Annotated in this window: 18 protein-coding genes; 6 read left to right on the top strand and 12 right to left on the bottom strand. The window is 69.5% G+C overall.

All coding sequences use genetic code 11. The features are described 5' to 3' along the window. Positions 1–108: 108 nt before the first annotated feature. The 11 genes from ACWD3D_RS14515 to ACWD3D_RS14465 form a co-directional block, all read right to left on the bottom strand. Complete coding sequence (locus ACWD3D_RS14515; protein WP_451461217.1) at positions 109–1,746, bottom strand: peptide ABC transporter substrate-binding protein; 1,638 nt, start codon at positions 1,744–1,746, stop codon at positions 109–111. 238 nt (positions 1,747–1,984) lie between these two features. After that, positions 1,985–3,127: an ABC transporter ATP-binding protein gene (locus ACWD3D_RS14510; protein WP_451461216.1), complete on the bottom strand. Its 1,143-nt coding sequence runs from the start codon at positions 3,125–3,127 to the stop codon at positions 1,985–1,987. After that, a complete protein-coding gene (locus ACWD3D_RS14505; protein WP_451461215.1) occupies positions 3,120–4,178 on the bottom strand; it encodes an ABC transporter ATP-binding protein in 1,059 nt (352 codons plus the stop codon). The genes ACWD3D_RS14510 and ACWD3D_RS14505 overlap by 8 nt, the downstream gene beginning before the upstream one ends. A gap of 11 nt (positions 4,179–4,189) precedes the next feature. Continuing rightward, positions 4,190–5,134 (bottom strand): ABC transporter permease, encoded by a 945-nt coding sequence (locus tag ACWD3D_RS14500; RefSeq protein ID WP_451461214.1) that lies wholly within the window; start codon positions 5,132–5,134, stop codon positions 4,190–4,192. Beyond that, on the bottom strand, positions 5,127–6,059 hold the full coding sequence (locus ACWD3D_RS14495) for an ABC transporter permease (protein WP_451461213.1): 933 nt from the start codon (positions 6,057–6,059) through the stop codon (positions 5,127–5,129). Before ACWD3D_RS14495 ends, ACWD3D_RS14500 begins: the two co-directional genes overlap by 8 nt. A 167-nt stretch (positions 6,060–6,226) precedes the next feature. Beyond that, positions 6,227–7,867 carry a peptide ABC transporter substrate-binding protein gene (locus ACWD3D_RS14490; RefSeq protein WP_451461212.1) on the bottom strand — a complete coding sequence of 547 codons (1,641 nt, stop codon included), beginning with the start codon at positions 7,865–7,867 and terminating at the stop codon, positions 6,227–6,229. A 475-nt stretch (positions 7,868–8,342) separates the two neighbouring features. After that, complete coding sequence (typA, locus tag ACWD3D_RS14485) at positions 8,343–10,214, bottom strand: translational GTPase TypA (protein ID WP_451461211.1); 1,872 nt, start codon at positions 10,212–10,214, stop codon at positions 8,343–8,345. 353 nt (positions 10,215–10,567) lie between these two features. Then, complete coding sequence (locus ACWD3D_RS14480) at positions 10,568–13,000, bottom strand: ABC transporter family substrate-binding protein (RefSeq protein ID WP_451461210.1); 2,433 nt, start codon at positions 12,998–13,000, stop codon at positions 10,568–10,570. Between the two features lie 331 nt (positions 13,001–13,331). Further along, complete coding sequence (locus tag ACWD3D_RS14475) at positions 13,332–13,883, bottom strand: isochorismatase family protein (RefSeq protein WP_451461209.1); 552 nt, start codon at positions 13,881–13,883, stop codon at positions 13,332–13,334. 79 nt (positions 13,884–13,962) lie between these two features. Further along, entirely contained in the window at positions 13,963–15,369 is a 1,407-nt protein-coding gene (locus ACWD3D_RS14470; RefSeq protein ID WP_451461218.1) for an MFS transporter, read from the bottom strand. Between the two features lie 77 nt (positions 15,370–15,446). Next, positions 15,447–15,926 (bottom strand): MarR family winged helix-turn-helix transcriptional regulator, encoded by a 480-nt coding sequence (locus ACWD3D_RS14465; protein WP_451461208.1) that lies wholly within the window; start codon positions 15,924–15,926, stop codon positions 15,447–15,449. 482 nt (positions 15,927–16,408) lie between these two features. On the opposite strand from ACWD3D_RS14465, the gene ACWD3D_RS14460 reads away from it, so the two are divergent. Then, complete coding sequence (locus tag ACWD3D_RS14460; protein WP_451461207.1) at positions 16,409–17,479, top strand: LacI family DNA-binding transcriptional regulator; 1,071 nt, start codon at positions 16,409–16,411, stop codon at positions 17,477–17,479. Positions 17,480–17,591: 112 nt separating this feature from the next. Beyond that, positions 17,592–17,900 carry a hypothetical protein gene (locus tag ACWD3D_RS14455; RefSeq protein WP_451461206.1) on the top strand — a complete coding sequence of 103 codons (309 nt, stop codon included), beginning with the start codon at positions 17,592–17,594 and terminating at the stop codon, positions 17,898–17,900. Positions 17,901–17,936: 36 nt separating this feature from the next. Here ACWD3D_RS14455 and ACWD3D_RS14450 read toward each other — a convergent pair whose 3' ends face one another. Beyond that, a complete protein-coding gene (locus tag ACWD3D_RS14450; RefSeq protein WP_451461205.1) occupies positions 17,937–18,959 on the bottom strand; it encodes an acetylxylan esterase in 1,023 nt (340 codons plus the stop codon). A 245-nt stretch (positions 18,960–19,204) separates the two neighbouring features. Between ACWD3D_RS14450 and ACWD3D_RS14445 the strand changes: the two genes are divergently transcribed. From ACWD3D_RS14445 to ACWD3D_RS14430, 4 genes are all read left to right on the top strand, one after another. Further along, positions 19,205–20,452 (top strand): sugar ABC transporter substrate-binding protein, encoded by a 1,248-nt coding sequence (locus ACWD3D_RS14445; RefSeq protein ID WP_451461204.1) that lies wholly within the window; start codon positions 19,205–19,207, stop codon positions 20,450–20,452. A gap of 5 nt (positions 20,453–20,457) precedes the next feature. Then, positions 20,458–21,456 (top strand): carbohydrate ABC transporter permease, encoded by a 999-nt coding sequence (locus ACWD3D_RS14440; RefSeq protein ID WP_451461203.1) that lies wholly within the window; start codon positions 20,458–20,460, stop codon positions 21,454–21,456. Continuing rightward, complete coding sequence (locus tag ACWD3D_RS14435; RefSeq protein ID WP_451461202.1) at positions 21,453–22,376, top strand: carbohydrate ABC transporter permease; 924 nt, start codon at positions 21,453–21,455, stop codon at positions 22,374–22,376. Before ACWD3D_RS14440 ends, ACWD3D_RS14435 begins: the two co-directional genes overlap by 4 nt. Before the next feature lie 166 nt (positions 22,377–22,542). Next, positions 22,543–23,745 (top strand): glycoside hydrolase family 1 protein, encoded by a 1,203-nt coding sequence (locus tag ACWD3D_RS14430; RefSeq protein ID WP_451461201.1) that lies wholly within the window; start codon positions 22,543–22,545, stop codon positions 23,743–23,745. The last annotated feature ends 218 nt before the right edge of the window (positions 23,746–23,963 follow it).

Here is a 23,963-nt window from a genome sequence, read left to right as displayed (position 1 = left end):
GGCCGCCTACTTCCTGCCGGCCGACGCGCCCGTCTTCTTCTACGTCCTGGCCGCGGCGATCGGACTCGTCCTCGGAGGCAGCCGCGCCGGCCGCCCGGCTTCAGCGGGTCACTTGACCTTGATCTCGTTGTAGACGGGGACGCTGAAGACGTTCAGCGCCACGTTCGAGACGCGGTCGGAGTAGCCGGCGCTGCCGTTCTGGTACCAGAGCGGGATGACCGGCATCTGCTCGACGAGCACCTGCTCGGAGTCCTGGAAGGTCTTCACCGCGGTGGCCTTGTCGGTCTCGGCGTTCGCCTTGTCGACGAGGTCGTCGAACTCCTGGTTGCTCCACTTGCCGTCGTTGGACGAGGCGTTGGTGTAGTAGAGCGGCTGGAGGAAGTTCTGGATGAGCGGGTAGTCCATCTGCCAGCCCGCGCGCCAGGCACCGGTCAGCTTCTGCTGGGAGACCTGGTTGCGGAAGTCGGCGAAGGTGCCGACCGGGCCGCCGACGCAGGCCCGGTTGTTGTCCAGGGCGCTGTTGATGCTGTTGCACACGGCGTCGACCCACTCCTTGTGGGAGCCGGTGTCCGCGTTGTACGAGATCTTGAGCTGCCCGCCCGGGATGCCGCCGGCGTCGTTGATCATCTTCTTGGCCTCGTCGGCGTCGTACTCGCACTCCTTGCCGCACAGCCCCTTCTTGAAGCCGCCCTCCTCGCCGAGGACCGGGGAGGTCCAGTCGGAGGCGGGGGTCCGGGTCTGGTGGAAGATCTGGTCGGTGATCTGCTGGCGGTTGATCGCCATCGACAGCCCTTGGCGGACCTTGCGGCCGTTCTCGGTGTCCCACTCCTTGTCGTAGAAGGGGAAGGCGAGGGTCTGGATGATGCCGGCCGGGGTGTTGATGTAGCGGTCGCCGAGGTCGGACTGGACGTTGGCGAGCTGGGAGGCGGGGATGTCGTCGACGAGGTCGAGGTTGCCCGCGGTCAGGTCGGTGTAGGCGGTGTTGTTGTCGGTGTAGACCTTGAGATCGATGCCGCCGTTCTCCGCCTTGTCGTCGCCCGGGTAGTCGTCCCAGCGACGCAGGTTCATCGACGAGCCCTTGGCGTAACTGTCGATGGTGTACGGGCCGTTGCCGACGGGCTTGGAGAGCCAGGCGTCGTGGTCGTCGAAGAAGCTCTGGGGCAGCGGCGAGAACGCGGCGTAGCCGAGGGTGTCGGGCCAGAGCGAGAACTTCTGCGACAGCTTCACCGTGAAGGTCAGGTCACCGGTGGTCTTCAGGCCCGAGAGCGTCGTGGCGGAGGCGGAGCCGCTCTCGGGGTGGACCTTCTCGTAGCCGTCGATGTACTGGAAGAAGTAGGCGTTCTTCTGGTTGTTCTTCAGCGCGGAGCCGTAGTTCCAGGCGTCGACGAAGGACTTCGCGGTGACCTTCTCGCCGTTGGAGAAGGTCCATCCGTCCTTGACCGTGATCGTGTAGTTCGTCGCGTCGCTGGACTCGATCTTGTCGGCCAGCATGTTCTTGGCCTCGCCGGTCTTCGGGTCGTACCGCTTGAGACCGCGGAAGAGCATGTCGAGGACCTTGCCGCCCTGCACCTCGTTGGTGTTCGCGGGCTCCAGCGGGTTCTGCGGGTCGCCCCAGGAGGAACTCACGATCCCGTCGGCACCGCTGCCACCGCCCCCGCCGCTGTCCCCGCCCCCGCCGCAGGCCGTCGCCGCCAGTGCGACCGCCACCGCGCATGCGGCCCACTTGACGTGTGTGGCTCCGCGCATCGAGTGCCTCCTATGAGTCCTATGGGTAGCTCAGCCCATGGGAACCCATGCGCACCCCGGTCGCATGTTCACGGCGCCCGTACGGGGCGGGACTTCGCCGCGGACGTCGCAGGGGGCGGCCCCGCCCCGTACGGACCACGCCGCTGCCCGTGGCCCGTACGGGCGAACGCCGACGGGCCCGTGCGCGGGGAACGTCGGTGCGTTCCGCGCGCACGGGCCCGTGCGGGGGGTGTCCGGATCAGGCCGCGTGAACGACGTCCTTCTCCTCGGCGAAGTGGCACGCCGAGGCGTGCGCCGCCGGGGTGTCCGCGCCCTTGAAACGCTCCGGGATCGCGAGCAGCGGGGTCTCCACCGCGCACTTGTCCTGCGCCTTCCAGCAGCGGGTGCGGAAGCTGCATCCCGACGGCGGGTTCGCCGGCGAGGGGACGTCACCGGTGAGGATGATCCGCTCGCGGCCCTCGCGGGCCTCCGGGTCGGGGACCGGGACCGCCGACAGCAGCGCCTGGGTGTAGGGGTGCGTCGGGTGGTCGTAGATCTCCTCGTCCGAGCCGATCTCCGCCATCTTGCCGAGGTACATGACCCCGACCCGGTCGGAGATGTGCCGGACGATGGACAGGTCGTGCGCGATGAAGAGGTAGGAGAGGTTGAACTCGTCCTGCAGCTTCCCCATCAGGTTGATGACCTGTGCCTGCACCGACACGTCGAGCGCGGAGACCGGCTCGTCGCAGATGATGATCTCCGGGTTGAGCGCGAGGCCGCGGGCGATGCCGATGCGCTGGCGCTGACCGCCGGAGAACTGGTGCGGATACCGGTTGATGTACTCCGGGTTCAGGCCGACGACGTCCAGCAGCTCCTGCACCTTGCGGCGCCGGTCGCCCTTGGGAGCCACCTCGGGGTGGATCTCGTAGGTCTCGCCGATGATGTCGCCGACCGTCATGCGCGGGTTCAGCGAGGTGTACGGGTCCTGGAACACCATCTGGATGTTCCGGCGGACCGCCTTCAGCGCCCGGCCGGACAGCTTGGTGATGTCCTGGCCCTTGTAGAAGACCTCGCCGGCGGTGGCCCGCTCCAGCGTCATCAGGAGCTTGGCGACCGTGGACTTGCCACAGCCGGACTCGCCCACGATGCCGAGGGTCTCGCCCGCGTACAGGTCGAACGAGACGCCGTCCACGGCCTTGACCGCGCCGACCTGCTTCTTGAACAGGATGCCCTGGGTCAGCGGGAAGTGCTTGACCAGGTTGCGGACCTGAAGGATCGGCTCGCCCTGCGCCACGGGGGCGTCGATGGCGGCGACCGCCTCGGCCTCCGTCGCCGCGTCGACCGTCTCCACCGGGGTGACGCTCGGGACCGCGTCCACGGACTTCTTCTCGATGTCAGCCATGGATCGTCTCCTTCCAGAAGTGACAGGCGCTGCCTCGGCCGGCCTGCTCGGCGCCGTCCCGGTCGGTCACCTGGTGCAGGACCGGGATCTCGGTACGGCAGATGTCCTGCGCCATCGTGCAGCGCGGGTTGAACGCGCAGCCCGAGGGGACCTTGAGCAGGTTCGGCGGCAGGCCCTTGATCGCGAAGAGCTCCTGCCCCTTCTGGTCGAGGCGCGGGATCGACTCCAGCAGACCCTTGGTGTAGGGGTGCGCGGGCGCCTTGTAGATCTCGTGCACCGGGGCGGTCTCGACGATCCGGCCCGCGTACATCACGGCGATCTTGTCGGCGACGTCCGCCACCACACCGAGGTCGTGGGTGATCAGGATGAGACCCATGTTGTACTCGCGCTGGAGCTCCGCGAGCAGGTCCATGACCTGGGCCTGGACCGTCACGTCGAGAGCCGTGGTCGGCTCGTCGGCGATGATCAGGTCGGGCTCCAGGGCCAGCGCCATGGCGATCATGATGCGCTGGCGCATGCCGCCGGAGAACTGGTGCGGGTAGTCCGAGACACGCGCGGCGGCGGCCGGGATCTTGACCTGGTCCATCAGCTCGATGGACTTGGCCCGGGCCTGCTTCTTCGAGAGCCCCTGGTGCACCCGGAACATCTCGCCGAGCTGATAGCCCACGCTCAGCACGGGGTTGAGCGAGGACAGCGCGTCCTGGAAGATCATCGCGATCTTCTGGCCACGGATGTTCCGGCGCTCCTCGTTGGACATCTTGAGCATGTCCTTGCCGCGGAAGAAGATCTCGCCCTGCGGGATCTTGCCCGGCGGCATGTCGAGGATGCCCATGATCGCCTGCGCGGTCACGGACTTGCCCGAGCCCGACTCGCCGAGCACCGCGAGCGTCTCGCCGGCGTTCACCGAGTAGTTGACACCGTTGACGGCCTTGGCCACACCGTCCCGGGTGTGGAACTCCACGTGCAGGTCACGTACTTCGAGCAGGGGGCCGACGTGGTCGTCCCCCGAGCGCGCGGCCGGGATTTCTACGAGTTGATCGATGCTGGTCACGTGCGCCCTCCTTATCGCGTCTTCGGGTCGAGGGCGTTACGGACGGCTTCGCCGAGCATGATGAACGCCAGGACGGTGATGCTGAGCATGATCGACGGGTACAGCAGGATGTGCTGCGCCACCCGGATCTGGCCCGCACCGTCGGAGATGTCCATGCCCCACGAGACCGTGGGGGCGGCGAGGCCGAGGCCCAGGTAGGACAAGGTCGCCTCGGCGGAGATGTAAACACCGAGCGAGATGGTCGCCACGACGATCACCGGGGCCATGACGTTCGGCAGGATGTGCCGGAACAGGATGCGGTTGGTGCCCGCTCCCAGTGCCCGGGCCGCCTGAACGAAGTCGGCCTGCTTGACGGTGATCACCGCGCCGCGCATCACGCGGGCGATCTGGGTCCAGCCGAGGAAGGCCAGGGCCAGGACGACCACCCAGATGGAGCGCTCGGTGAACGACTGGAGCACGACCATCGAACCGAGCAGGAAGGGCACGCCCAGGAAGATGTTGGTGAACCCGGAGAGCACCGCGTCGATCCAGCCGCCGAAGTAACCGGCGAGCATACCGATCAGGCCACCGAAGACGGTCACGAGCAGCGTCACCGAGACGCCGACGATCACCGAGGCACGGGTGCCGTAGATGACACGGGCGAAGACGCTGCGGCCCTGGCCGTCGTAGCCGAGCCAGCCTTCCGAACCGACCTTGCCCAGTTCGGGCTTGCCCAGGAAGTGGTGCACCAGGTCGCCCGTGGTGGGCGACGCGCTGGTGAACCAGCCCGGGAACGCCGTGATGACGAGCAGGATCAGGATGAGTACCGCCGACACCAGGAAGTACCAGTTGCGGCGCAGGTCTATCCAGGCGTCGCCCCAGAGGCTGCGCGCCTTCTCGGACTTGACGGCCTCGACGGGCTCTGCCGCGGACATCGGGTCCTCGGGCGTGGTCGCGGTCTTGGTCATGTCAGGCATACCGGATCCTCGGGTCCAGGACCGCGTACAGCAGGTCGACGATGAGGCTCATGACGAGGTAGACGAGCACCAGGATGGTGACCAGTCCGACGAGGGTGGTGCCCTCGCGGCGGACGATCGACTCGAAGATGGTGCCGCCGATTCCCTTCACGTTGAACAGGCCCTCGGTGACGACCGCTCCACCCATCAGGGCGCCGAGGTCGGTGCCGAGGAAGGTGACGACCGGGATCAGCGAGTTGCGCATCAGGTGCACGCCCACGATGCGGCGCTTGGGCAGGCCCTTGGCGATCGCGGTGCGCATGTAGTCGGAGCGCAGGTTCTCCGCCATGGTCGTCCGGGTGAGCCGGGCGACGTAGGCGAGTGACAGCGAACCGAGCACGATGCCCGGTGTGAAGAGCTCACCCCACGTGGCGTCGTTCGAGACGTTGGGCGAGATCCAGCCGAGCTGGAACGCGAACACCGACTTGACGATGAAGCCGATCACGAAGACGGGCATGGAGATGATCAACAGCGTGAAGATGAGCACGACGTTGTCGGTGAGGCGCCCCGCGCGCAGACCGGCGATCATGCCGAGTCCGACACCGAGGACGATCTCGATGACGAAAGCGATCCCCGCGAGTCGCAGGGTCACCGGGAACGCGTCGCCGAGAACGTCGGTGACGGGCCGTCCACTCGCTATCTGGGTACCGAAGTCGAAGTGGAAAAGAATCCCCCGCATGTAATCCCAGTACTGCACCAGGATCGGCTGGTCCAGCCCGAATTGGTGTCGCATCGCGGCAAGGGTCGCCGGATCGGCTCCCTTGTCCCCGAAGAGCCCGCGCACGGGGTCACCGGGCAGCGTGTACACCATCAGGAAGATCAGCAGGGTCGTCCCGATGAAGACCGGGATCATCTGGAGCAGTCGCCTTACGACATAGCGCCCCATCGTGCCTCCATGTAAATCGGCAGCGGCAGCCGACGGGCCCTCCCGTGCGACGGACCTCCCCGATGGGTCGGTCCGAGGCGCGGAAGGGCCCCCCGGCCACTGCGTGCAGGCTTTGGTACAGGTCCGATGTCAGGTGGTCCGGTACCGGCCCGCTGACTACGTCGGTGTTACTTCTTGACCTCGACCTCGGTCAGGATCGGGTCGCCGTCCTGGGCGTACTTGACGTTCTGGACCTTGTCCGAGTAGCCGGCGTTGACCTTGTAGTACCAGAGCGGAATGGTCGGCATGTAGTTGACCAGTTCCTTCTCGATCGACTGGTACGCCTTGACCGACTCGTCGAGCGAGGCGGCGGAGTCCGCGGCCTTGATCTCCTTGTCGAGCTGCGCGTTCGAGAAGTCGCCCTGGTTGCCCGCGGCGCCGGTCTTGAACAGGTCGCTCAGGAAGTTGGCGTTGACCGGGTAGTCCAGCACCCAGCCACTGCGGTAGAAGGACTTGACCTCCTTCGCGTCACGCGCGTTCAGGTCGGCCTGGAAGTCCGTCTTCGAGTCGCCGGCGCACTGGACGCCCGTCGCCTGCGTGATGCTGTTGCAGACGGCCTCCACCCACTCCTTGTGACCGCCGTCGGCGTTGAACTGGATGAAGATCTTGTTGCCCGGAACACCGCCACCCTCCTTGATGAGGGCCTTGGCCTTGGTCGGGTTGTAGGTGGTGACCTCACCCGCGGCGTTGTCCTGGAAGCCGAGGACGCCCTTGGCGACCCAGCCGGTGGCGGGCTCACGCGTGCCCTGGAGGACCGTCTTGGTGATGGTGTCCCGGTCGATCGCCTCCGAGATGCCCTGGAGCACCTTCGGGTCGGTCTTCTTCCAGGTCGGCGAGTAGAAGGCGACACCCAGCGTCTGGATGGCCGAGTACGCCTCGTCCACGGCGCGGTCACCGAGGTCGTCGCGGTAGACCGGGAGGTCCTTCGGCGCGATCTGACGCAGGACGTCCACGTTGTCGGACTTCAGGTCCTCGTACGCGGTCTCGAGGGTGGTGTAGTTCTTGAAGATCACACCACCGTTCTTCGCCTTGTCCGGACCCTGGTAGTCGTCGTTGCGGACAACCTTGATCTGCTTCTTGTGGTCCCAGCTGACGAACTTGTACGCGCCGTTGCCGACCGGCTTCTCGCCGGCGGCCTTCGGGTCGGCGTAGAAGGACTCGGGCAGCGGCGAGAAGACCGTGTAGCCGAGCTTGTACGAGAAGTACGGCAGCGCGGAGTTGAGCTCGATGGTGAAGGTGGTGTCGTCCACGACCTTCAGGCCGGACATGGCGTCGGCCTTCGGCTTGGCGCCGTCACCGTCGGGGTGCACGTCCGCGTAGCCCTTGATGTCGCTGAACCACGACGCGTTGGTCTGCGCGTTCGTGATGTTCGCGGCCCAGTTCCAGGCCTTGACGTAGGACTCGGCCGTGACGGGGGTGCCGTCGTGGAACTTCCAGCCGGCCTTCAGCTTGACGGTCCACAGCTTCGAGTCGGTGGTGTCCACGGACTCGGCGTTGACCATCTCGAGCTTGCCGGTGGGGTCGTAGTCGACGAGCTGCGAGAAAATCGCGTCCGTGACGATGCTGCCGTTCGACTCCATCGTGTTCGCCGGCTGCAGCGGGTTCTGCGGCTCACCGACCTCGACGGAGAAGATGCCGTTCGCGTCGACCGCACCCTTGGCGCTCTCGCTGCCCTTGGAGCTGTCGTCGTCGCCGCCGCCACAGGCCGTCGCGGCCAGGGCGATGATGGCCGCTCCCGCGACCCACTTGGCGCTCTTGGCACCGCGCATGGGTTTCCTCCTCATGAGTCCACTTATGACTACAAGAGGGGCACCTCTCTTCCATCCCCTCCCCTCTGAGGGTGATGGTGATGGTGCCCCAAGTGTGCTCGTGAGTCGGCGCACTCCCCACAGTGCGTGACCCATTGACCCGAGCTCAATGGAGCCAACTATTGGGCACCGCGAGGCTGTAAACCACACTTAAAGGGTCTCGGTTTGACAACATCACCTCACCCCCTATGACCGAAATCCGGACAAACTGAGTCCAGACAGACACCCCCGAAACGGACTGTTAACACAGGTTTCGGAGAGCAACGCACGATAACCGGACACTGAAGTGACGAAAATCAATTGACGAAGGCCCGGCCTCCCACAGTGTCTGCGGGAGGCCGGGCCTCATGTCAATGCTCTGTATCGGGTTCGATCCCGAGTGCACGATCTCCGGCCAGTGGCCGAAAGTGATCGGCGATCAGAGAGTGACCGGTGATCAGCGCTTGGCGCGCGACGCGGTGCGACCGCGCTCCTTGGCGTCCAGGACGACCTTGCGGATGCGCACGGTCTCCGGGGTCACCTCGATGCACTCGTCCTCGCGGCAGAACTCCAGGGACTGCTCCAGGGACAGCTTGCGGGCCGGGACCACGTTCTCCGTGGTGTCCGCGGACGCCGCACGCATGTTGGTGAGCTTCTTCTCCTTGGTGATGTTGACGTCCATGTCGTCGGCGCGGGAGTTCTCGCCGATGATCATGCCCTCGTACACCTCGGTGCCGGCCTCCGTGAAGATGATGCCGCGCTCCTGGAGGTTGACCATGGCGAACGGCGTCACCGAGCCGGCGCGGTCGGCGACGAGCGAACCGTTGTGACGGGTGCGCAGCTCGCCGAACCACGGCTCGTGGCCCTCGAAGATGGAGTGCGCGATGCCGGTGCCGCGGGTCTGGGTCAGGAACTCCGTACGGAAGCCGATGAGGCCGCGGGACGGGACGATCCACTCCATGCGGACCCAGCCGGAGCCGTGGTTCGTCATGGTCTCCATGCGGCCCTTGCGGGTCGCCATGAGCTGGGTGATGGCGCCCAGGTGCTCGTCGGGCGAGTCGATGGTCATGCGCTCGATGGGCTCGTGCGTCTTGCCGTCGATCTGCTTGGTGACCACCTCGGGCTTGCCGACGGTCAGCTCGAAGCCCTCACGGCGCATCTGCTCGACCAGGATGGCCAGCGCGAGCTCACCGCGGCCCTGGACCTCCCAGGCGTCCGGGCGCTCGGTGTCGAGGACGCGGAGCGAGACGTTACCGATCAGCTCGCGGTCCAGACGGTCCTTCACCTGGCGGGCGGTGACCTTGTGGCCCTTGCCGCCCTTGCCGACGAGCGGCGAGGTGTTGGTGCCGATGGTCATCGAGATGGCCGGCTCGTCGACCGTGATCAGCGGCAGCGCGATCGGGTTCTCGGGGTCGGCCAGCGTCTCGCCGATCATGATGTCGCCGATACCGGCGATGGCGCAGATGTCACCGGGGCCCGCCACCTCGGCCGGCTTGCGGGTGAGCGCCTCGGTCATCAGCAGCTCGGTGATGCGGACGTTCTGCTGGCTGCCGTCACGCTTGATCCAGGTGACGGTCTGGCCCTTGCGCAGCTCGCCCTGCTCGACGCGGCAGAGCGCGATACGGCCGAGGAAGTTGTCGGCGTCCAGGTTGGTGACGTGGGCCTGGAGCGGCGCGGCCTCGTCGTACTCCGGAGCCGGGACGTGCGCCAGGATGGTGTTGAAGAAGGGCTCCAGGTCCTCGCTGTCCGGCGGGACGGTGCCGTCCTCCGGCTTGGTCAGCGAGGCGACGCCGTCACGGGCGCAGGCGTAGACGATCGGGAACTCGATCTGGTTCTCGTCCGCGTCCAGGTCCAGGAACAGGTCGTACGTCTCGTCGACGACCTCCGCGATGCGGGAGTCGGGACGGTCCGTCTTGTTGATGCAGAGGATGACCGGCATCTTCGCGGCGAGCGCCTTGCGGAGCACGAAGCGGGTCTGCGGCAGCGGGCCCTCGGAGGCGTCGACGAGCAGGACGACCGCGTCCACCATCGACAGGCCGCGCTCGACCTCGCCACCGAAGTCGGCGTGGCCGGGGGTGTCGATGATGTTGATCGTGATCGGTTCCCCGCCGGCCTTGGGGTGGTACTTCACCGCCGTGTTCTTGGCGAGGATCGTGATGCCCTTCTCACGCTCCAGGTCGTTCGAGTCCATCATGCGGTCGTCGAGGCTCTCGGCGGCGTGCGCGGCGAAGGCACCGGCCTGCTTGAGCATGGCGTCGACCAGCGTGGTCTTGCCGTGGTCGACGTGGGCGACGATGGCTACGTTACGGATGTCGTGGCGCGTGGGCATGGGTGGAATGCGCTTCTCTCGGATCGTGGGATCAGGCGTCGCAGTCGGTCTCAGGTCCTCGTACGCCCCGCCGGGCTGACACGCCACGGCTTGTCCCATGGTACGGGCCAGCCGCGCGGGGGGCTTCCCGGCCCGATCCGCGAGACCGCTCTTCCCCGAGGATTCAACGGATATTCAGGGGCCGGGGCGGCCTCGGACCGGCTCGCGGGGGCCCGCCGAGGCCGCCGGAACCCCCGTACGCACCCTTGCCCCGGGCCTCCCCGGCCCCCGCCGGACGCCGGACGCGTGAGTGCCCGCCGGAGGCGTCCGGCGGGCACTCACGGCCGATGTGGCCCCTGCGCGGGGCCCGGGGGCTACTCGGTCAGCCGCGCCGGGGCGCCCGCGGCCTTCTTGTCCTTGAACCCGATGTCCTGGAAGCGAGGCGTCCCGAAGCCGAAGGCGCCGACGTTCACGAGCCTCTTGTCGACCGCCACCAGCTGCGGACGCTGGTAGAGGGGGATCGAGCCCGCGGCGGCCCAGATCCGGGCGTCCGCCTGCTTCATCAGGTCACGGGACGTCTTCTCGTCCAGCGTCGCCACCGCGCGGTCGAAGAGCTGGTCGATGTAGTCGGTGCCGACCCGCGTGTAGTTCTGCTCGACGACCAGCGATCCGTCCGAGGCGGGCACCGGCTTGGCGAAGATGGGCCGGCCGTCCGTGGCGGGGTAGGCGCTGACCGGCCACGAGTACAGGGCCAGGTCGTACTCGCCGGAGGCGATGTGGTCCTTGAAGTAGCTCGCGTCGGAGACCTTGGTGATCACCGTGGAGATGCCGACGGAGTCGAGCATGGCCGCGATCTTCTCGCCGACCTTGCGCAGAGCGGCCGACTCGGCCCCCGAGGGGAGCACGAACCGCAGGCTCAGCGTCTTTCCGTCCTTGCCGATCCGGCTCCGCACGGCCGCGTGCCGGGCCGGGGCCGCGGGCCTCGCCGGAGCGGCGGTACCCACGGGGGCGTACAGGCCCGGGGCGCCCCCGGCCTTGCGGTCCTGGAGGGACGCCTGGGCGGCGGAGTCGTCGTCGCCCGGCTTGCCGTCGTCCCCGACGACGTAGCGCCCGGCGTTCCCGGCGTCGGCCTTCTCGTCCGCGGCGGTCTTGTCGGACGCGGCCTTGCCGGCGTCGGTCTTGTCGGCGGTGGCCGCGTCAGCGGTCGCCTTGTCGGTGGTGGTGGCCGTCCCGGCACCGTCCGCGTCGGCCGTCCCGGTACCGGTGCTCCCGGTGTCGCTCCGCGCGGTGCTGTCGTCGGTGTCGGTCGTCGCGGCGTCCGTGCTCTCCGCGCCCGCCGCGCCGTCCTCGGCCTCCTGGGAGGCGTCGTCGGCGTCCGCCGAGGGGGACGCCTTCGCGGCTCCGGCCTCGCTGCCCGCGTCGGTGCCCTTGGGCTTCCGGGCGCCGCCGCCCGGTGTCCAGCCCGCGTCCGCCAGGAGCGCCAGGGCCTCCGCGGCGTCCTGGTCGCCGATGGCGCCGCTGCTGTCCGTGTAGCCGGCCTGGCCGAGCATGGCGAGGTGGCTGCCGAGCGGCTCGGAGGGCAGTCCCAGCGGCTTCAGGACGGAGTCGGCGATCTCCTGGCGGTCCAGCGCGCGGGCCACCGCCCGCCGCACCCGCTCGTCGGCCAGCGGGCCGGACTCCCCGTTGAGCGCCAGCTGTGTGTAGGCGGGCTCCAGGGACTTGCGCACGACGTAGGAGCGCAGGCCCGCCTGCTCGGCCCGGTACGTCTCGATCGCCTCCTTGGCCTTCTCCCGGGAGGCCTGCGCGATCTCGGCCGCCTCCTCGTCGGAGCCGTGGGCGAGCGCCCAGGAGCGCAGGGCGGCGGCGGGGGTGAGGTCGGCCTGGGGGCCCTGGGCGAGCGGGCGGCCGTTGCGGCCGTCGTCGCGGGCGGCGAGGCGGATGCGCTGCGCGTCGTGCCCGTCGATGTCGGCCACGTCCACGGTGCCCTCGGTGAGCGCCTTGCCCCGGTCCCGGGGAGCGACCGCACGGAAGACGATCTTGTCGAGCTTCGCCCCGCCGCCCCACCAGCGGGGGTCGCGGACGACGGTGACGGTCTTGGAGTCCTTGTCCACGGACCGGAGCTTGAACGGGCCGGCCGTGTTCTTCAGAGTGGCGCGCGCGCCGTCGTTGAAGGAGTCCGGGGATCCCATGACCTCCTTCGGGTACAGCGGCGAGAAGAGCGAGCGCCAGTCGCCGTACGGCTTCGAGAAGGTGACCCGGACCTGGAGGTCGTCGTGGCCGCGTTCGATCTTCTCGATCCGCTCGTACCCGGCGTTGCGCGCGGTCCAGTACGCGGAGTCCTTGCCGTTCAGCGCCCGCCACTGGGCGACGAAGTCCGGGGCGCCGATCTCGCGGCCGTCGCTCCACACCGCCCGCTGGTTGAGCTTGTAGAGGACGACCTGCTTCGGTTCCCGGTCGATGACCTTCGCGGATTCCAGGTAGTCCGGGTTGAGCTTCGGCGCTCCCGTCGCGTCGAGCGGGAAGAGGTTCGGCAGGAGGGCGCCGGTGATCCGGGTGGTGGTGCTGTCCGCGTCCGCCTGGAAGGTGTTGAGCGTGGCGGGCACCGCGTCGACGGCCCAGTTGAGGGTGGACCCCTGGGCGATGGCTCCCCGGGCGGTCGGGGCGATGTCCTGGGGGACTCCGGCGGCGGACTTCTCCCCGCCGGAGTCGCAGCCGGCCAGCGCCGGGATCGTGAGCACACCCGCGGTGAACAGCGCGAGGGTGCGGCGCTTGCGGACGGTCCCGCGCGGGACGCCGACGTGGGACATGGCTGATACCTCCGGGGCCGGAACGGTCCACCCCGTACCGGAATGGACCGGATGACAGTCATCTGACGATCTGATGGCATAAACGGTTGATCACACCGATTGCGCCTCCCCACTGAAAGCGCCTGCGCGCGTGGGTCGTCACCGACACGTCGGCCCGCCGGGAAACCTCACCCGCGCGGAGGTACACGCGTGCGGCCGTCCGGGTCCGGGCCCGCCGCCGGGGCTCCGGACGCACCCGTGCCCCGGGTCCGGCGGTCTCGCCGGGGCCCGGGGCACGGTGCGCGTACCGGCCGTACGCGGCAGGAGCGCGCAGGCCGGGTACGGGGAGGGATCAGCCGAGGAGCTTGATGATCTCCGCGGTGGTGGCGGTCTCACCGAGGCGCGGGAAGACCTTCTCGACGGAGTTGGCGTGGGAGCCGGCGTCCATGTCGCTGATCGCGTCGGTCACGACGGTGACGTGGTAGCCGTACTCGTGCGCGAAGCGGGCGGTGGACTCGACACCGATGCTGGTGGCGACACCGAGCAGCACGATCTGGGTGACGCCCCGGCGGCGCAGCTGGAGGTCCAGGTCGGTGCCGTAGAAGGCGCCCCACTGCTGCTTGGTGACGACGATGTCGCTGTCCTGGCGGCCGAGGCCGGGGACCAGGTCGGCCCAGTCGGCCGGCGGCCGGCCGCCGCCGTGGCCGGCCTCGGTGCGGCCCGGGGCGCCGCCGGTCACGCGGACCAGGACGACGGGCAGGTCCTTGGCGCGGAAGGCATCGGCGAGCTCGGCGGCCTTGGCGACGATCTCGTCACCCGAGTGGATGATCGGGAGCTCCAGGATGCCCTTCTGCAGGTCGATGACGACGAGCGCGGTCTTCGCGTCGAGGGTGGTGGCGGTCATGGGACGTACTCCTTGATCTGTGGTCCGGCCCGTCGGGTACGGGGGCCGGGGCGGTGCGGTGGGTCGGGTGGTGCGGTCTTCAGGAGGCGTGCGGGGTGCGCAACGCGCGGTCGGTGAGGGTCAGGACGATCAGCAATACCCCGAGTCCGGCGGCGATCCACGCCATGAGGTGGAGACCGGCGTCGGTGGCGGCCTGGCCGTAGGCGAGGGCGATCATGCTGGAGGCGGTGATCGCGCCGATGTACTGCGCGGTGCGCTGGAGCCCGGCGGCCGAGCCGATGGACTCGGCCGGGGCGAACTGGGCCACCGCCGCCTGATTGCTGGTACCGATCAGCCCCTGCGGGATGCCGAAGCAGGCTCCCACCACCAGCAGCAGGACGAGCGGGGAGCTCCCGGAGAGGAAGCCCAGCAGCACGGCCCCGCCGGCGAGCAGCAGGCAGGCCAGCGTGAGCGGCCCCCGGATGCCCTTCGTACGGGCTCCGAGGAGCGAGCAGGCCAGGGCGGCGACGGACATCGGGAGCATCAGCAGCCCGGTCTCGCCGGAGGAGAACCCGCGGACCTCCTCCAGCCACTGCGTCAGGCCGTACATCACGCAGTAGACGAGCAGGTACCCGAGACCGTGCCGCAGGTACGTACGGGTGAGCGCGCCGTTGGAGACGAGCACCCGCAGGTCGATGAAGGGCGCGGGGGTACGCAGCTGCCACCGGATCAGTACGGCGCCGACCACCGCGAAGGGAAGCAGCAGCCACCACTGCGGGTGGGCCAGGTCGAGCAGGAAGAAGGCGAGCAGCGTCAGGGCGGTGGAGAAGAGCCCGATGCCGAGCGGGTCGATGGACGCCTTCGGGCGGCTGCCGTCCTCGGCGCGCGCACGGGGCCGGTCGGCCGGGATCCACCGGATCGCGGTGACGAGCGCGATCAGCGCGACAGGCACGTTGACCGCGAAGATGCCCCGCCAGCCGACGAGCATCACCAGCACGCCGCCGAGCGTCGGGCCGACGGCGGTGCTGCCGACCGCGGCGAACGAGAGCCGGGCGAGGACCGGGCGCGGCGGCGTACGGCCGACCCGCAGGCCCTCGTGGCGCAGGATCGCCATCGAGGCCGGATAGGCGGCGGCGCTGCCGATGCCCAGCAGCAGCCGGGAGACCAGCAGCCAGGTGAAGGAGAGGGCGAAGGCGCCCACCAGCCCGGAGACCAGGACCACGATCAGCCCGGCGACGAAGACCCGGCGCGGGCCGATGGAGTCGGCGAGCTTGCCGAGCACCGGCTGCGCGACGGCGCTGGTGAGGTAGAGGACGGAGATCAGCCAGGCGGTGCCGGCCGCGCCCACGGAGTAGCTGTGCCCGATCGCGACCAGGGCGGTCGAGATCATGGTGGTGTTGAGCGGGTTGACCAGCGACCCGATCAGCAGCGGAGCCGTCAGCCGGGCGCCGAAGCCGGGCGTCTCGGGGGCCGGGGCCGAGGGGGCGGTGCCCTCGGCCTTGACCAGGGCGGCGGGACCGGGGGTTCCGGTCGCCGCCGGGGGTATGAGCGGCGGGGTCACGGCCTCGGTGCCGCGTGCGGCGCTCACTGCTCCACCAGCCGGTCGAGAAGGGGGACCGCCTTCGCGAGGACCTGCCGCTCGGACTCGTCCATTCCCGCGGCGAGCGCCTCGGCCAGCCAGTCGTGCTTGGCGGCCCGGAGACCGGCGAGCGTGGCCCGGCCCGCGTCGTTGACGGAGACGAGCGACTTGCGCCCGTCCTCGGGGTCGGGGGCCCGTTCGACCAGATCCTGGCTCTCCAGCGCGGCGAGCGTCAGCCGCATGGACTGCGGGCGTACGTACTCCGCACGCGCGAGGGCCGCCGTGGTGGCGGGCCCGTCGCTCTCCAGCCGGGCCAGCACGGACCGCTGCGACGGAGTGAGGAGGCTCTCCGCGGACTCGGTGCGCAGCTTGCGGAGCAGCCTGCTCACCACCGATGCGAGCCGCACGGCGAGCACGTCCGGAGCGGGGTCGTCCGCATGCGGCGTGGTCGGCTGCACGGCTGGGATTTCGGTCGAATCGGGCATATCAACAAGCCTAGAAGATGGGTAGCCCATCTTGCAAGTTTGCCTGTCGATATTCCGCCGTTCGAAGTCCGACCCGTCCGACCCTTCCGGGTTGCCCGCCCGGCCCTTCCGGGTTGCCCGCCAGGCCGATTTGCCCGCCCCGTCCGGCCCGCCCGTCCGACCCGTCCGGCGGCCCGCCCGACCCGCCCGCCCGTCCGACCCGTCCGGCCCGCCCGCCCGACCCGTCCGTCCGCCCGAACCCCGGCCCTCGGCGACCCCGCGCGCGAGCGCCCGTCGGCCGGCCGGGGCACCGAACCCCGCCCCACCTCTTCGGGTGATGTCCTGAACGTCACCTTGTGCCTCCACACCCCCGCGATCTAGGGTGAATGCGCTTTCATCACGCATGTTCCGATCGTGCGCGATACGGCATCAGAGGCAGCCAGGCAGTCGGAGCATGCTTCGGGCATGCGGCCACGAACGAAGAAGCGGACGGTCCCGGTCGAGTGAGCGCCCCCACGGTGTACGACGTCGCGGAACGGTCCGGCGTCTCCATCGCCACGGTCTCCCGTGTGTACCGCACCCCGGACTCGGTCCGGCCCCAGACCCGGGAACGGGTCCTGGCGGCGGCACGCGAACTGGGTTACGTGCCGAGCGGGAACGCCCGGGGTCTGGCCAGCCGCACCACGGGCGTACTCGGCCTGTGCTTCCCCGACTACGCCGACCCGGACGCCGAGACGGCGGCGGCCCTGAGCGACGGCGACGACGACAACGCGGTGATGCTCTACTCCGACCAGATCATCCGGGGCATGGAACGGGCCGCCCGCCGGCACGGCTACGCCCTCCTGATCGCCGCCTCGCTGGACGGCGGACCGGAGAGCCTGGTGGCCAAGGTCGCGGGACGGGTCGACGGCTTCGCCGTCCTCGCGCGGACCGTGCCGACCGAGGACCTCGACGTCATCTCGCGCCGCCTCCCGGTCGTGATGCTCGCCGGACCCCGCGAGATAGACCACCTCGACCACGTGGAGGTGGCCAACCGGGACGGGGAACGCGAACTCGCCCGGCACCTCATCGACGACCACGGGCTGCGCCGGCTCGTCTTCGTCGGCGGCGAGGCGGACTCCCCCGACGCGGAGGCCCGGTTCGACGGCTTCCGGCAGGCGTGCCGGGAGACCGGGCTGCCCGTACCGGACCAGCCCGAACTGCGCGTCGCGATGATGACCCAGGCGGAGGGCGCCCGCGCCGCCGAGGCGCTGCTCGACCGTGCGGACCGGGCCGGGAGCGTCCGGCCCGAGGCGATGCTCTTCGCCAACGACCAGATGGCCGTGGGGGCCCTCCAGGCGCTGGAACGCCGGGGCGTGCGGGTGCCGGAGGACATCGCGGTGACCGGCTTCGACGGCATCCCGCTGAGCCGGCTCGTGCGTCCCACCCTGACCACGGTCCGCCAGCCGATACGGCGGCTCGGCGAAGAGGCGGCGGAGCTGCTGGTGCGGCGCCTCGGCGACGCCGGCCGCGACCCCGTCTCGGTGGAGCTCCCGGTGACCCTGGCCCGCCGCGAGAGCTGCGGCTGCGGGTAGGGGGCGCCCACGGGCGCCGCGTCAGGAAGACGCCGAGCCGGTGGACGGGTGCGGCGGTGGCTGCCACGATCTCGCCGTCGGCGGGCGTGGGCCCGGCGCGAACCGGGGGATCATGAAGTTCTACGTGGGCATACCTCTGGTCGTACTCGCCCTGGCCTTCGGTGCTTCCGGCGTCGCCTCGGTCGCGCGGGGCTGGGTACTCCCGTTCAACCGCGGGCGGGTCCGCCGCGTCCGCCTCTTCGGCCGGGGCCAACTGCTGATGGCCTTCTCCCTGCTCGTACAGGGCCTCTTCCTGCTGCTCACGGGCGGCACGTCCAGGGGCGTCCGGTCGGTCTACCCGGTCTGGAGTCCGGCCCTGCTCGCCGGAATCGCCCTGGTGGGCGTCAGCCGGCGCGCGGGCCGCGTCCGCCGGGGCCGCTGACGCACACCGGCACGCGCTTCCCCGCCGCGCCCCCGCTCACCCCCCGAGGTGCTCGCGGAAGAACCGCTCCCGGTGCGCGCGCAGCTCGCGGATCTCCTTCGCGATGCCCCGGTACGCGAAGTGCCCGGCGGTCAGCACCCGGAGCTCCCGCTCCCCGGCCAGCGCGTTGTGGACGGCGAACTGGCCGGGCGGCGGTACGGCGGGGTCGAACAGGGCAGCCGCGACCAGGGTCGCGACGGTCAGCCGCGTCGCGGCCGTCGCGGCGTCGAAGTAGGCCAGCACCTCGGTGACCTCGGGGTGCGCCCGGTGGTGGGCGCGTACCGCCTCGCCGCTGCCGGTGCACGGGAGCGTGAGGCGCAGCGGATGGTTGCCGAAGGTCGGCACGGTGAGCTGGGCGGCGCCGAACCGTTCGTCCCAGGGCAGCGCGAGGGCGCCCAGCCCGCCGCCGAAGCTCTCGCCGAGGTAGCCGAGGCGGGGCGCTTCGGGCCGGTCCAGTTCCGGCAGGAGCGTGAGCAGCGCGGAGGCGGCGCACCAGAGGTCGGCCACGCAGTCACCGATGACGTACGTGTCGCGGGCGCCGATGCCGTGCAGGACGTGCGCCTCGGCGGTGTCCGGGATGCCCGCGACCCGTCCTCGGGTGCCCATCCCCCGTACGCAGGGCAGGATGGCCGCCGCCCCCGGCAACGGCAGCGGAAGATCCGGTCCGGGGCGGTCGCGTCCGCCGTATCCGTGCCCGACGACGAAGCCGTACCGGGCACGGCCGACGCTCCCGGCCGCGGGCGTGCCGCCCGGCACCGGCCCGTACGGCAGGGCGGCCCAGCCGCCGAGCCGTACCCCGCCGACCGAGGTGTACGTCACCCCGTGGACGCGTACCCCGTCCCGCTCCTCCTCCACCGGGCCGAGTTCCGGCGCCGTGTCGACCGCGCGGGCTTCCTCGTACCGGGCGCGCCAGAACGTCTCGAAGTCCCCGGGTGCGGTGGGGGCGGGGACCTTCAGCAGGCTCTCGCGGGTGTGGCCGTGCCGGGGATCGAAGGAGTACGCGTGGGCGAGTGAGGGCATGCGCGCGACAGTAACGACCTCTCCGGCCCGGCTGCCACCCGCGGATGAGCCTGACGAACCGGTCACACTGGTTCATCTTTCACATACATGCCGCTTACCGTTCGAAAGGGCCGACTTCCCCGCGTCCGGCACTTTGCCGGAATGTGACACAGAACCCCCTTGCGGATTTCCGAAGGCTTGTCGCAGAGTGATGTATGCGCTTACAGGCAGCGCATACATTCGGATCGCTCAAGGAGGAGCCCTCCATGCCCCGCACCGCCAGAATCACCGTCTCCGCCGGGATGGCCGCTGCTCTCGCTTTCGGCATCACCGCCTGCGGCGGCTCGGGGGGCGACTCCGTCGCAGCCGACAAGAAGCAGACGCTGACCGTCTGGGCCATGGGTGCCGAGGGCGAGAAGCTCGCCGATGTCGCCAAGGTCTACGAGAAGGCCAACCCGAACATCACCGTGAAGGTGACGCCGGTCGGCTGGGACGTCGCCCACCAGAAGCTGGTATCCGCCGCTGCCGCCGGCACCATGCCGGACGTGGCCCAGATGGGCGGCAGTTACATGGGCGAGTTCTCCGAGCTCGGGGTGCTGGAGCCGGTCGACACCAAGACCTTCGACGAGAAGGACTTCTTCCCCTCGGGCTGGAGCCAGGGCGAGGTGGACGGCACCGCCTACGGCGTGCCGTGGTACGTCGACACGCGGGTCCTCTACTACCGCACCGACCTGGCGAAGAAGGCCGGCATCACCAAGGCCCCGACCACCTGGAAGGAGATGAAGGCCCTCGCCACCGCGTACCAGAAGGACGCGGACACCAAGTGGGGCCTCTCCATCCAGCCCAGCGGCCTGGACACGGTGCAGAACTTCTACTCCTTCCTGTACTCGGCCGGCGGCGAGATCGTCGACGACAAGGGCGACGTCGTCATCGACAGCCCGGCCGCCGTCAAGGCGCTCAAGGAGTACGGCTCCTACTTCGACAAGGGCCTCTCCAACAAGTCCGTGGCTCCCGGCTACGACGTGGTGAAGGACTTCGGCAACGGCCGCGTCCCGATGTTCTTCGGCGGTCCGTGGCACGTGACCCTCCTCGACGAGGGCCAGCCGCAGCTGAAGGGCAAGTGGGCCGTGGCGAACGTGCCGGCCGACGAGTCCTCGACCTCGATGGCGGGCGGCTCCTCCCTGGTGATCTCCAAGGACAGCGAGCACAAGGCCGCGGCCACCGCCTTCATCACCTACCTGACCGGTACCGAGGGCCAGGCCGACTGGTACAAGCGCACCAAGGACCTGCCGGCCAACACCACCGCGTGGGAGTCCGGCGACCTGGCCGGCGACGCCAACCTCCAGGTCTTCAAGAAGCAGATGGACACCGCCAAGGCGTCCCCGTCGCTCTCGAACTGGACCGAGATCACCGACAAGGTCGACCAGGCCATCGCCAAGGTGACCCAGGGCAAGGCCTCGGCCGAGGACGCGCTGAAGACCGCGCAGTCCCAGATCGAAAGCCTCGTGAAGTAGGAGCCATGAGCACCGTGACCGGAAAGGCCGCGCAGACGGCCAAGGGACCGGACCGGCGGGCGACCGCGAAGTCGCCCGCCGCCGGGCCCGGCGCATCCCAGGGCCGCAAGGTCCGCAGGAAGCCGCTGGGGAGGCAGAACGCGGCGGGCTGGCTCTTCTCCACCCCGTTCCTCGTCCTCTTCCTCGTCTTCATGGCCTTCCCGATCCTCGCCACCCTGGTGATGAGCTTCACGGACTTCGGGCTGCGCAACGTGACGCACCCTTGGGACGCGAACTTCATCGGCTTCGAGAACTACGTCGACCTCTTCGGTGACGACAAGTTCCTGCGGTCGCTGCTCAACACCGGGTACTTCGTGGTCGTCGGCGTGCCGCTGACCATCGGGATCGGCCTGGTCGTCGCCGTACTGCTGAACAACGGCATCGACCGCGCGCGGACGTTCTTCCGGGTGGGCTTCTACGTCCCCGTGGTCACCACCATCGTCGCGGTCGCCGTGGTGTGGCGGTTCGTGCTCGACCCGAGCGACGGCCTGATCGCGGGCCTCTTCTCCGAAGTCGGCCTGACCGGGCCGGACTTCCTCGGGTCCGAGGCGCTCGCCATGCCGTCGATGATCGCCATGGCGGTCTGGCGGAACGTCGGCACGGTCATGGTGCTCTTCATCGCCGGACTCCAGGCCATCCCGACCGAGGTCCGGGAGGCCGCACGGCTCGACGGCGCCGGAGTCTGGGGCGAGTTCAAGGGCATCACCGTCCCGCTGCTGCGGCCGACGATGCTCTACGCCACGATCATCACCACCATCGGCTACCTCAACGTCTTCGAGGAACCGTTCGTGATGACCCAGGGCGGGCCCTCCGACTCCACCCTCACCGTCTCGCTGAACATGTACCGCGAAGGCTTCAACTTCTTCCACATGGGTTACGCCAGCGCCATGGCGTACGTCCTGTTCGTGGTGATCATGGCCATCACGGTGCTCCAGCTCCGACTGCTGAAGGACAACACCAAATGAGCGCCACCAACGCACCCGGCACGCTGCGGACGGCGCCGTCGGAGGAACAGCCCTCGCCCTGGAACTCCGCGTCGAAGGCGACGGGTCCGCGCACCGGCGTCCGGCCCGGCCGCGTCCTCGTGTACGTACTGCTCTCGGTCGCCCTGCTGGTCATGTCGGCGCCGTTCCTGTGGATGGCGGTCTCTGCCTTCAAGACCCCCGCCGACCTCTCGGCCAGCCCGCCGGTCTGGGTCCCGTCCACCTGGACACTGGACAACTTCCGCGAACTGCTCGACAAGCTGGACCTGCCGCTCTACTTCATGAACTCCGTGATCGTGGCGGTGCTGGTCACCGTCTGCAATCTGGTGTTCTGCTCGATGCTCGGCTACGCGCTGGCCAAGCTGAAGTTCGCCGGCCAGAACAAGATCTTCGGTCTGGTGCTGGGCGCGCTGATGGTGCCCGGCAACCTGATGCTGCTGCCGCTCTTCGTCCTGATGAGCAAGCTCGGTCTGATCGACTCGTACGCCGGTCTGGTGCTGCCGTTCGCGGCGGGCGCCTTCGGGGTCTTCCTGATGCGGCAGTTCATGCAGTCGATCCCGGACGAGCTGCTGGAAGCGGCCCGGATGGACGGCGCCGGCGAGTGGTACATCTTCTGGCGGATCGTCATGCCGCTGGTGAAGCCCGCTCTCGCGACGCTCTCGATCTTCACCTTCCTCGGCTCCTGGAACAACTTCGTCTGGCCGCTGATCGCGACCAACGACCCGGACAAGTACACGCTGCCGGTCGCGCTCGCGACCTTCGCCACCGACCCGAACAAGGCCGGCGGATCGAACGGCGTGCTGATGGCCGGTGCCTTCCTCGTCGTCCTGCCGGTACTGATCCTCTTCATCGCCCTGCAGCGCCACTTCACCCAGGGCATCGCCACTGCCGGCATGAAGTAGGGCCCGACCGCCCGCACGTCCGGTCGTCCCGGTCCGCGCCCCGCCCGGCGCGGACCCCCTGACCCCGCACCACCACGCACCACCCTCACCACCCGCACCACCCCGCACGGGCCGCGCACGGAGAGCCGCGAGCCCGCCCCCTCACGCACCAGAAAGACACTCCGCGATGACGCACACCCCGGTCCAGTTCCCCGAAGGCTTCCTGTGGGGCGCCTCCACCGCCGCCCACCAGATCGAGGGCAACAACACCAACAGCGACTGGTGGGTCAAGGAGCACTCCACCGGCACCAACATCCAGGAGCCGAGCCTCGACGCGTGTGACAGCTACCACCGCTGGGACGAGGACATGGACCTGCTGGCCTCCCTCGGCTTCACCGACTACCGGTTCTCGATCGAGTGGGCGCGCATCGAGCCGGCCGAGGGCCACTTCTCCCGCGCCGAGCTGGCTCACTACCGCCGCATGGTGGAAGGCGCCGTGGCCCGCGGCCTGCGCCCGATGGTCACCCTGCACCACTTCACCGTCCCGCAGTGGTTCGAGGCGCGCGGCGGCTGGACCGCCGAGGGCGCCGTCGAGCTGTTCGCCCGGTACGTCTCGGCCTGCGCCCCGGTCATCGCCTCGGACGTCAGCCACGTCTGCACCATCAACGAGCCGAACATGATCGCCGTGATGGCGGGCCTCGCCAAGCGCGGCGAGATCGGCTTCCCGCCGGCCGGTCTGCCCTTCCCCGACGAGGACACCACCGTCGCCGTCATCGCCGCGCACCACGCGGCCGTGCAGGAGGTCCGCGCGATCGACCCGTCGATCAAGGTCGGCTGGTCCGTCGCCAACCAGGTCTACCAGGCCGAGCCCGGCGCCGAGGCGGTCACCGCCGCCTACCGCCAGCCCCGCGAGGACGTCTTCATCGAGGCCTCGCGCGGCGACGACTGGATCGGCGTGCAGTCCTACACCCGTACGAAGATCGGCGCCGACGGCCCGATCCCGGCGCCCGCAGACGTCGAGCGCACCCTCACGCAGTGGGAGTACTACCCCAGCGCGGTCGGCCACGCCCTGCGCCACACCGCCGAACTGGTCGGCCCCGAGGTCGCGCTGATCGTGACCGAGAACGGCATCGCCACCGACGACGACGCCCGCCGCTCCGACTACTACGCCGGTGCGCTGAACGAGGTCGCCGCCGGCCTGGAGGACGGCCTCAACATCCAGGGCTACCTGGCGTGGAGCGCGCTCGACAACTACGAGTGGGGCTCGTTCAAGCCGACCTTCGGCCTGATCGCCGTGAACCTGGAGACGTTCGAGCGCACCGCCCGCGACTCCGCGAAGTGGCTGGGCTCGCTCGGCCGCACCCGCGAACTCCCGCGCCTCGCGGGCTGATCCCCGCGGCGGCGGCCCGGAAGTACCGCCACCGCGGCCCTGAACGGGGGAGTTCCTGACCGGCTCCCCATCCGGTGCGGACGGCGGTCCTGACCCGCCGCCGGCCTCCACCGAACCACGCCCCGGCGCGGTCCATGGTGCGGGCGTGCAGCGTCGTGGCCCGCGACTCGGTGAGGGGTCCGGTGCGCCGTTCCAGTACGACGACCCGCGCCCCGCCG

It is taken from the genome of Streptomyces sp. NPDC002690, assembly GCF_053592415.1.
The sequence above is the reverse complement of the archived record's forward strand: the minus strand, read 5'-3'. Positions and strand labels throughout refer to the sequence as shown.

Bases quoted from the DNA above. Each gene is read 5' to 3' on its own strand.
- ACWD3D_RS14515 (WP_451461217.1), bottom strand. From the start codon at position 1,746: ATGCGCGGAGCCACACACGTCAAGTGGGCCGCATGCGCGGTGGCGGTC.
- ACWD3D_RS14510 (WP_451461216.1), bottom strand. From the start codon at position 3,127: ATGGCTGACATCGAGAAGAAGTCCGTGGACGCGGTCCCGAGCGTCACC.
- ACWD3D_RS14500 (WP_451461214.1), bottom strand. From the start codon at position 5,134: ATGCCTGACATGACCAAGACCGCGACCACGCCCGAGGACCCGATGTCC.
- ACWD3D_RS14495 (WP_451461213.1), bottom strand. From the start codon at position 6,059: ATGGGGCGCTATGTCGTAAGGCGACTGCTCCAGATGATCCCGGTCTTC.
- ACWD3D_RS14490 (WP_451461212.1), bottom strand. From the start codon at position 7,867: ATGCGCGGTGCCAAGAGCGCCAAGTGGGTCGCGGGAGCGGCCATCATC.
- typA (WP_451461211.1), bottom strand. From the start codon at position 10,214: ATGCCCACGCGCCACGACATCCGTAACGTAGCCATCGTCGCCCACGTC.
- ACWD3D_RS14480 (WP_451461210.1), bottom strand. From the start codon at position 13,000: ATGTCCCACGTCGGCGTCCCGCGCGGGACCGTCCGCAAGCGCCGCACC.
- ACWD3D_RS14475 (WP_451461209.1), bottom strand. From the start codon at position 13,883: ATGACCGCCACCACCCTCGACGCGAAGACCGCGCTCGTCGTCATCGAC.
- ACWD3D_RS14465 (WP_451461208.1), bottom strand. From the start codon at position 15,926: ATGCCCGATTCGACCGAAATCCCAGCCGTGCAGCCGACCACGCCGCAT.
- ACWD3D_RS14455 (WP_451461206.1), top strand. From the start codon at position 17,592: ATGAAGTTCTACGTGGGCATACCTCTGGTCGTACTCGCCCTGGCCTTC.
- ACWD3D_RS14450 (WP_451461205.1), bottom strand. From the start codon at position 18,959: ATGCCCTCACTCGCCCACGCGTACTCCTTCGATCCCCGGCACGGCCAC.
- ACWD3D_RS14445 (WP_451461204.1), top strand. From the start codon at position 19,205: ATGCCCCGCACCGCCAGAATCACCGTCTCCGCCGGGATGGCCGCTGCT.
- ACWD3D_RS14440 (WP_451461203.1), top strand. From the start codon at position 20,458: ATGAGCACCGTGACCGGAAAGGCCGCGCAGACGGCCAAGGGACCGGAC.
- ACWD3D_RS14435 (WP_451461202.1), top strand. From the start codon at position 21,453: ATGAGCGCCACCAACGCACCCGGCACGCTGCGGACGGCGCCGTCGGAG.
- ACWD3D_RS14430 (WP_451461201.1), top strand. From the start codon at position 22,543: ATGACGCACACCCCGGTCCAGTTCCCCGAAGGCTTCCTGTGGGGCGCC.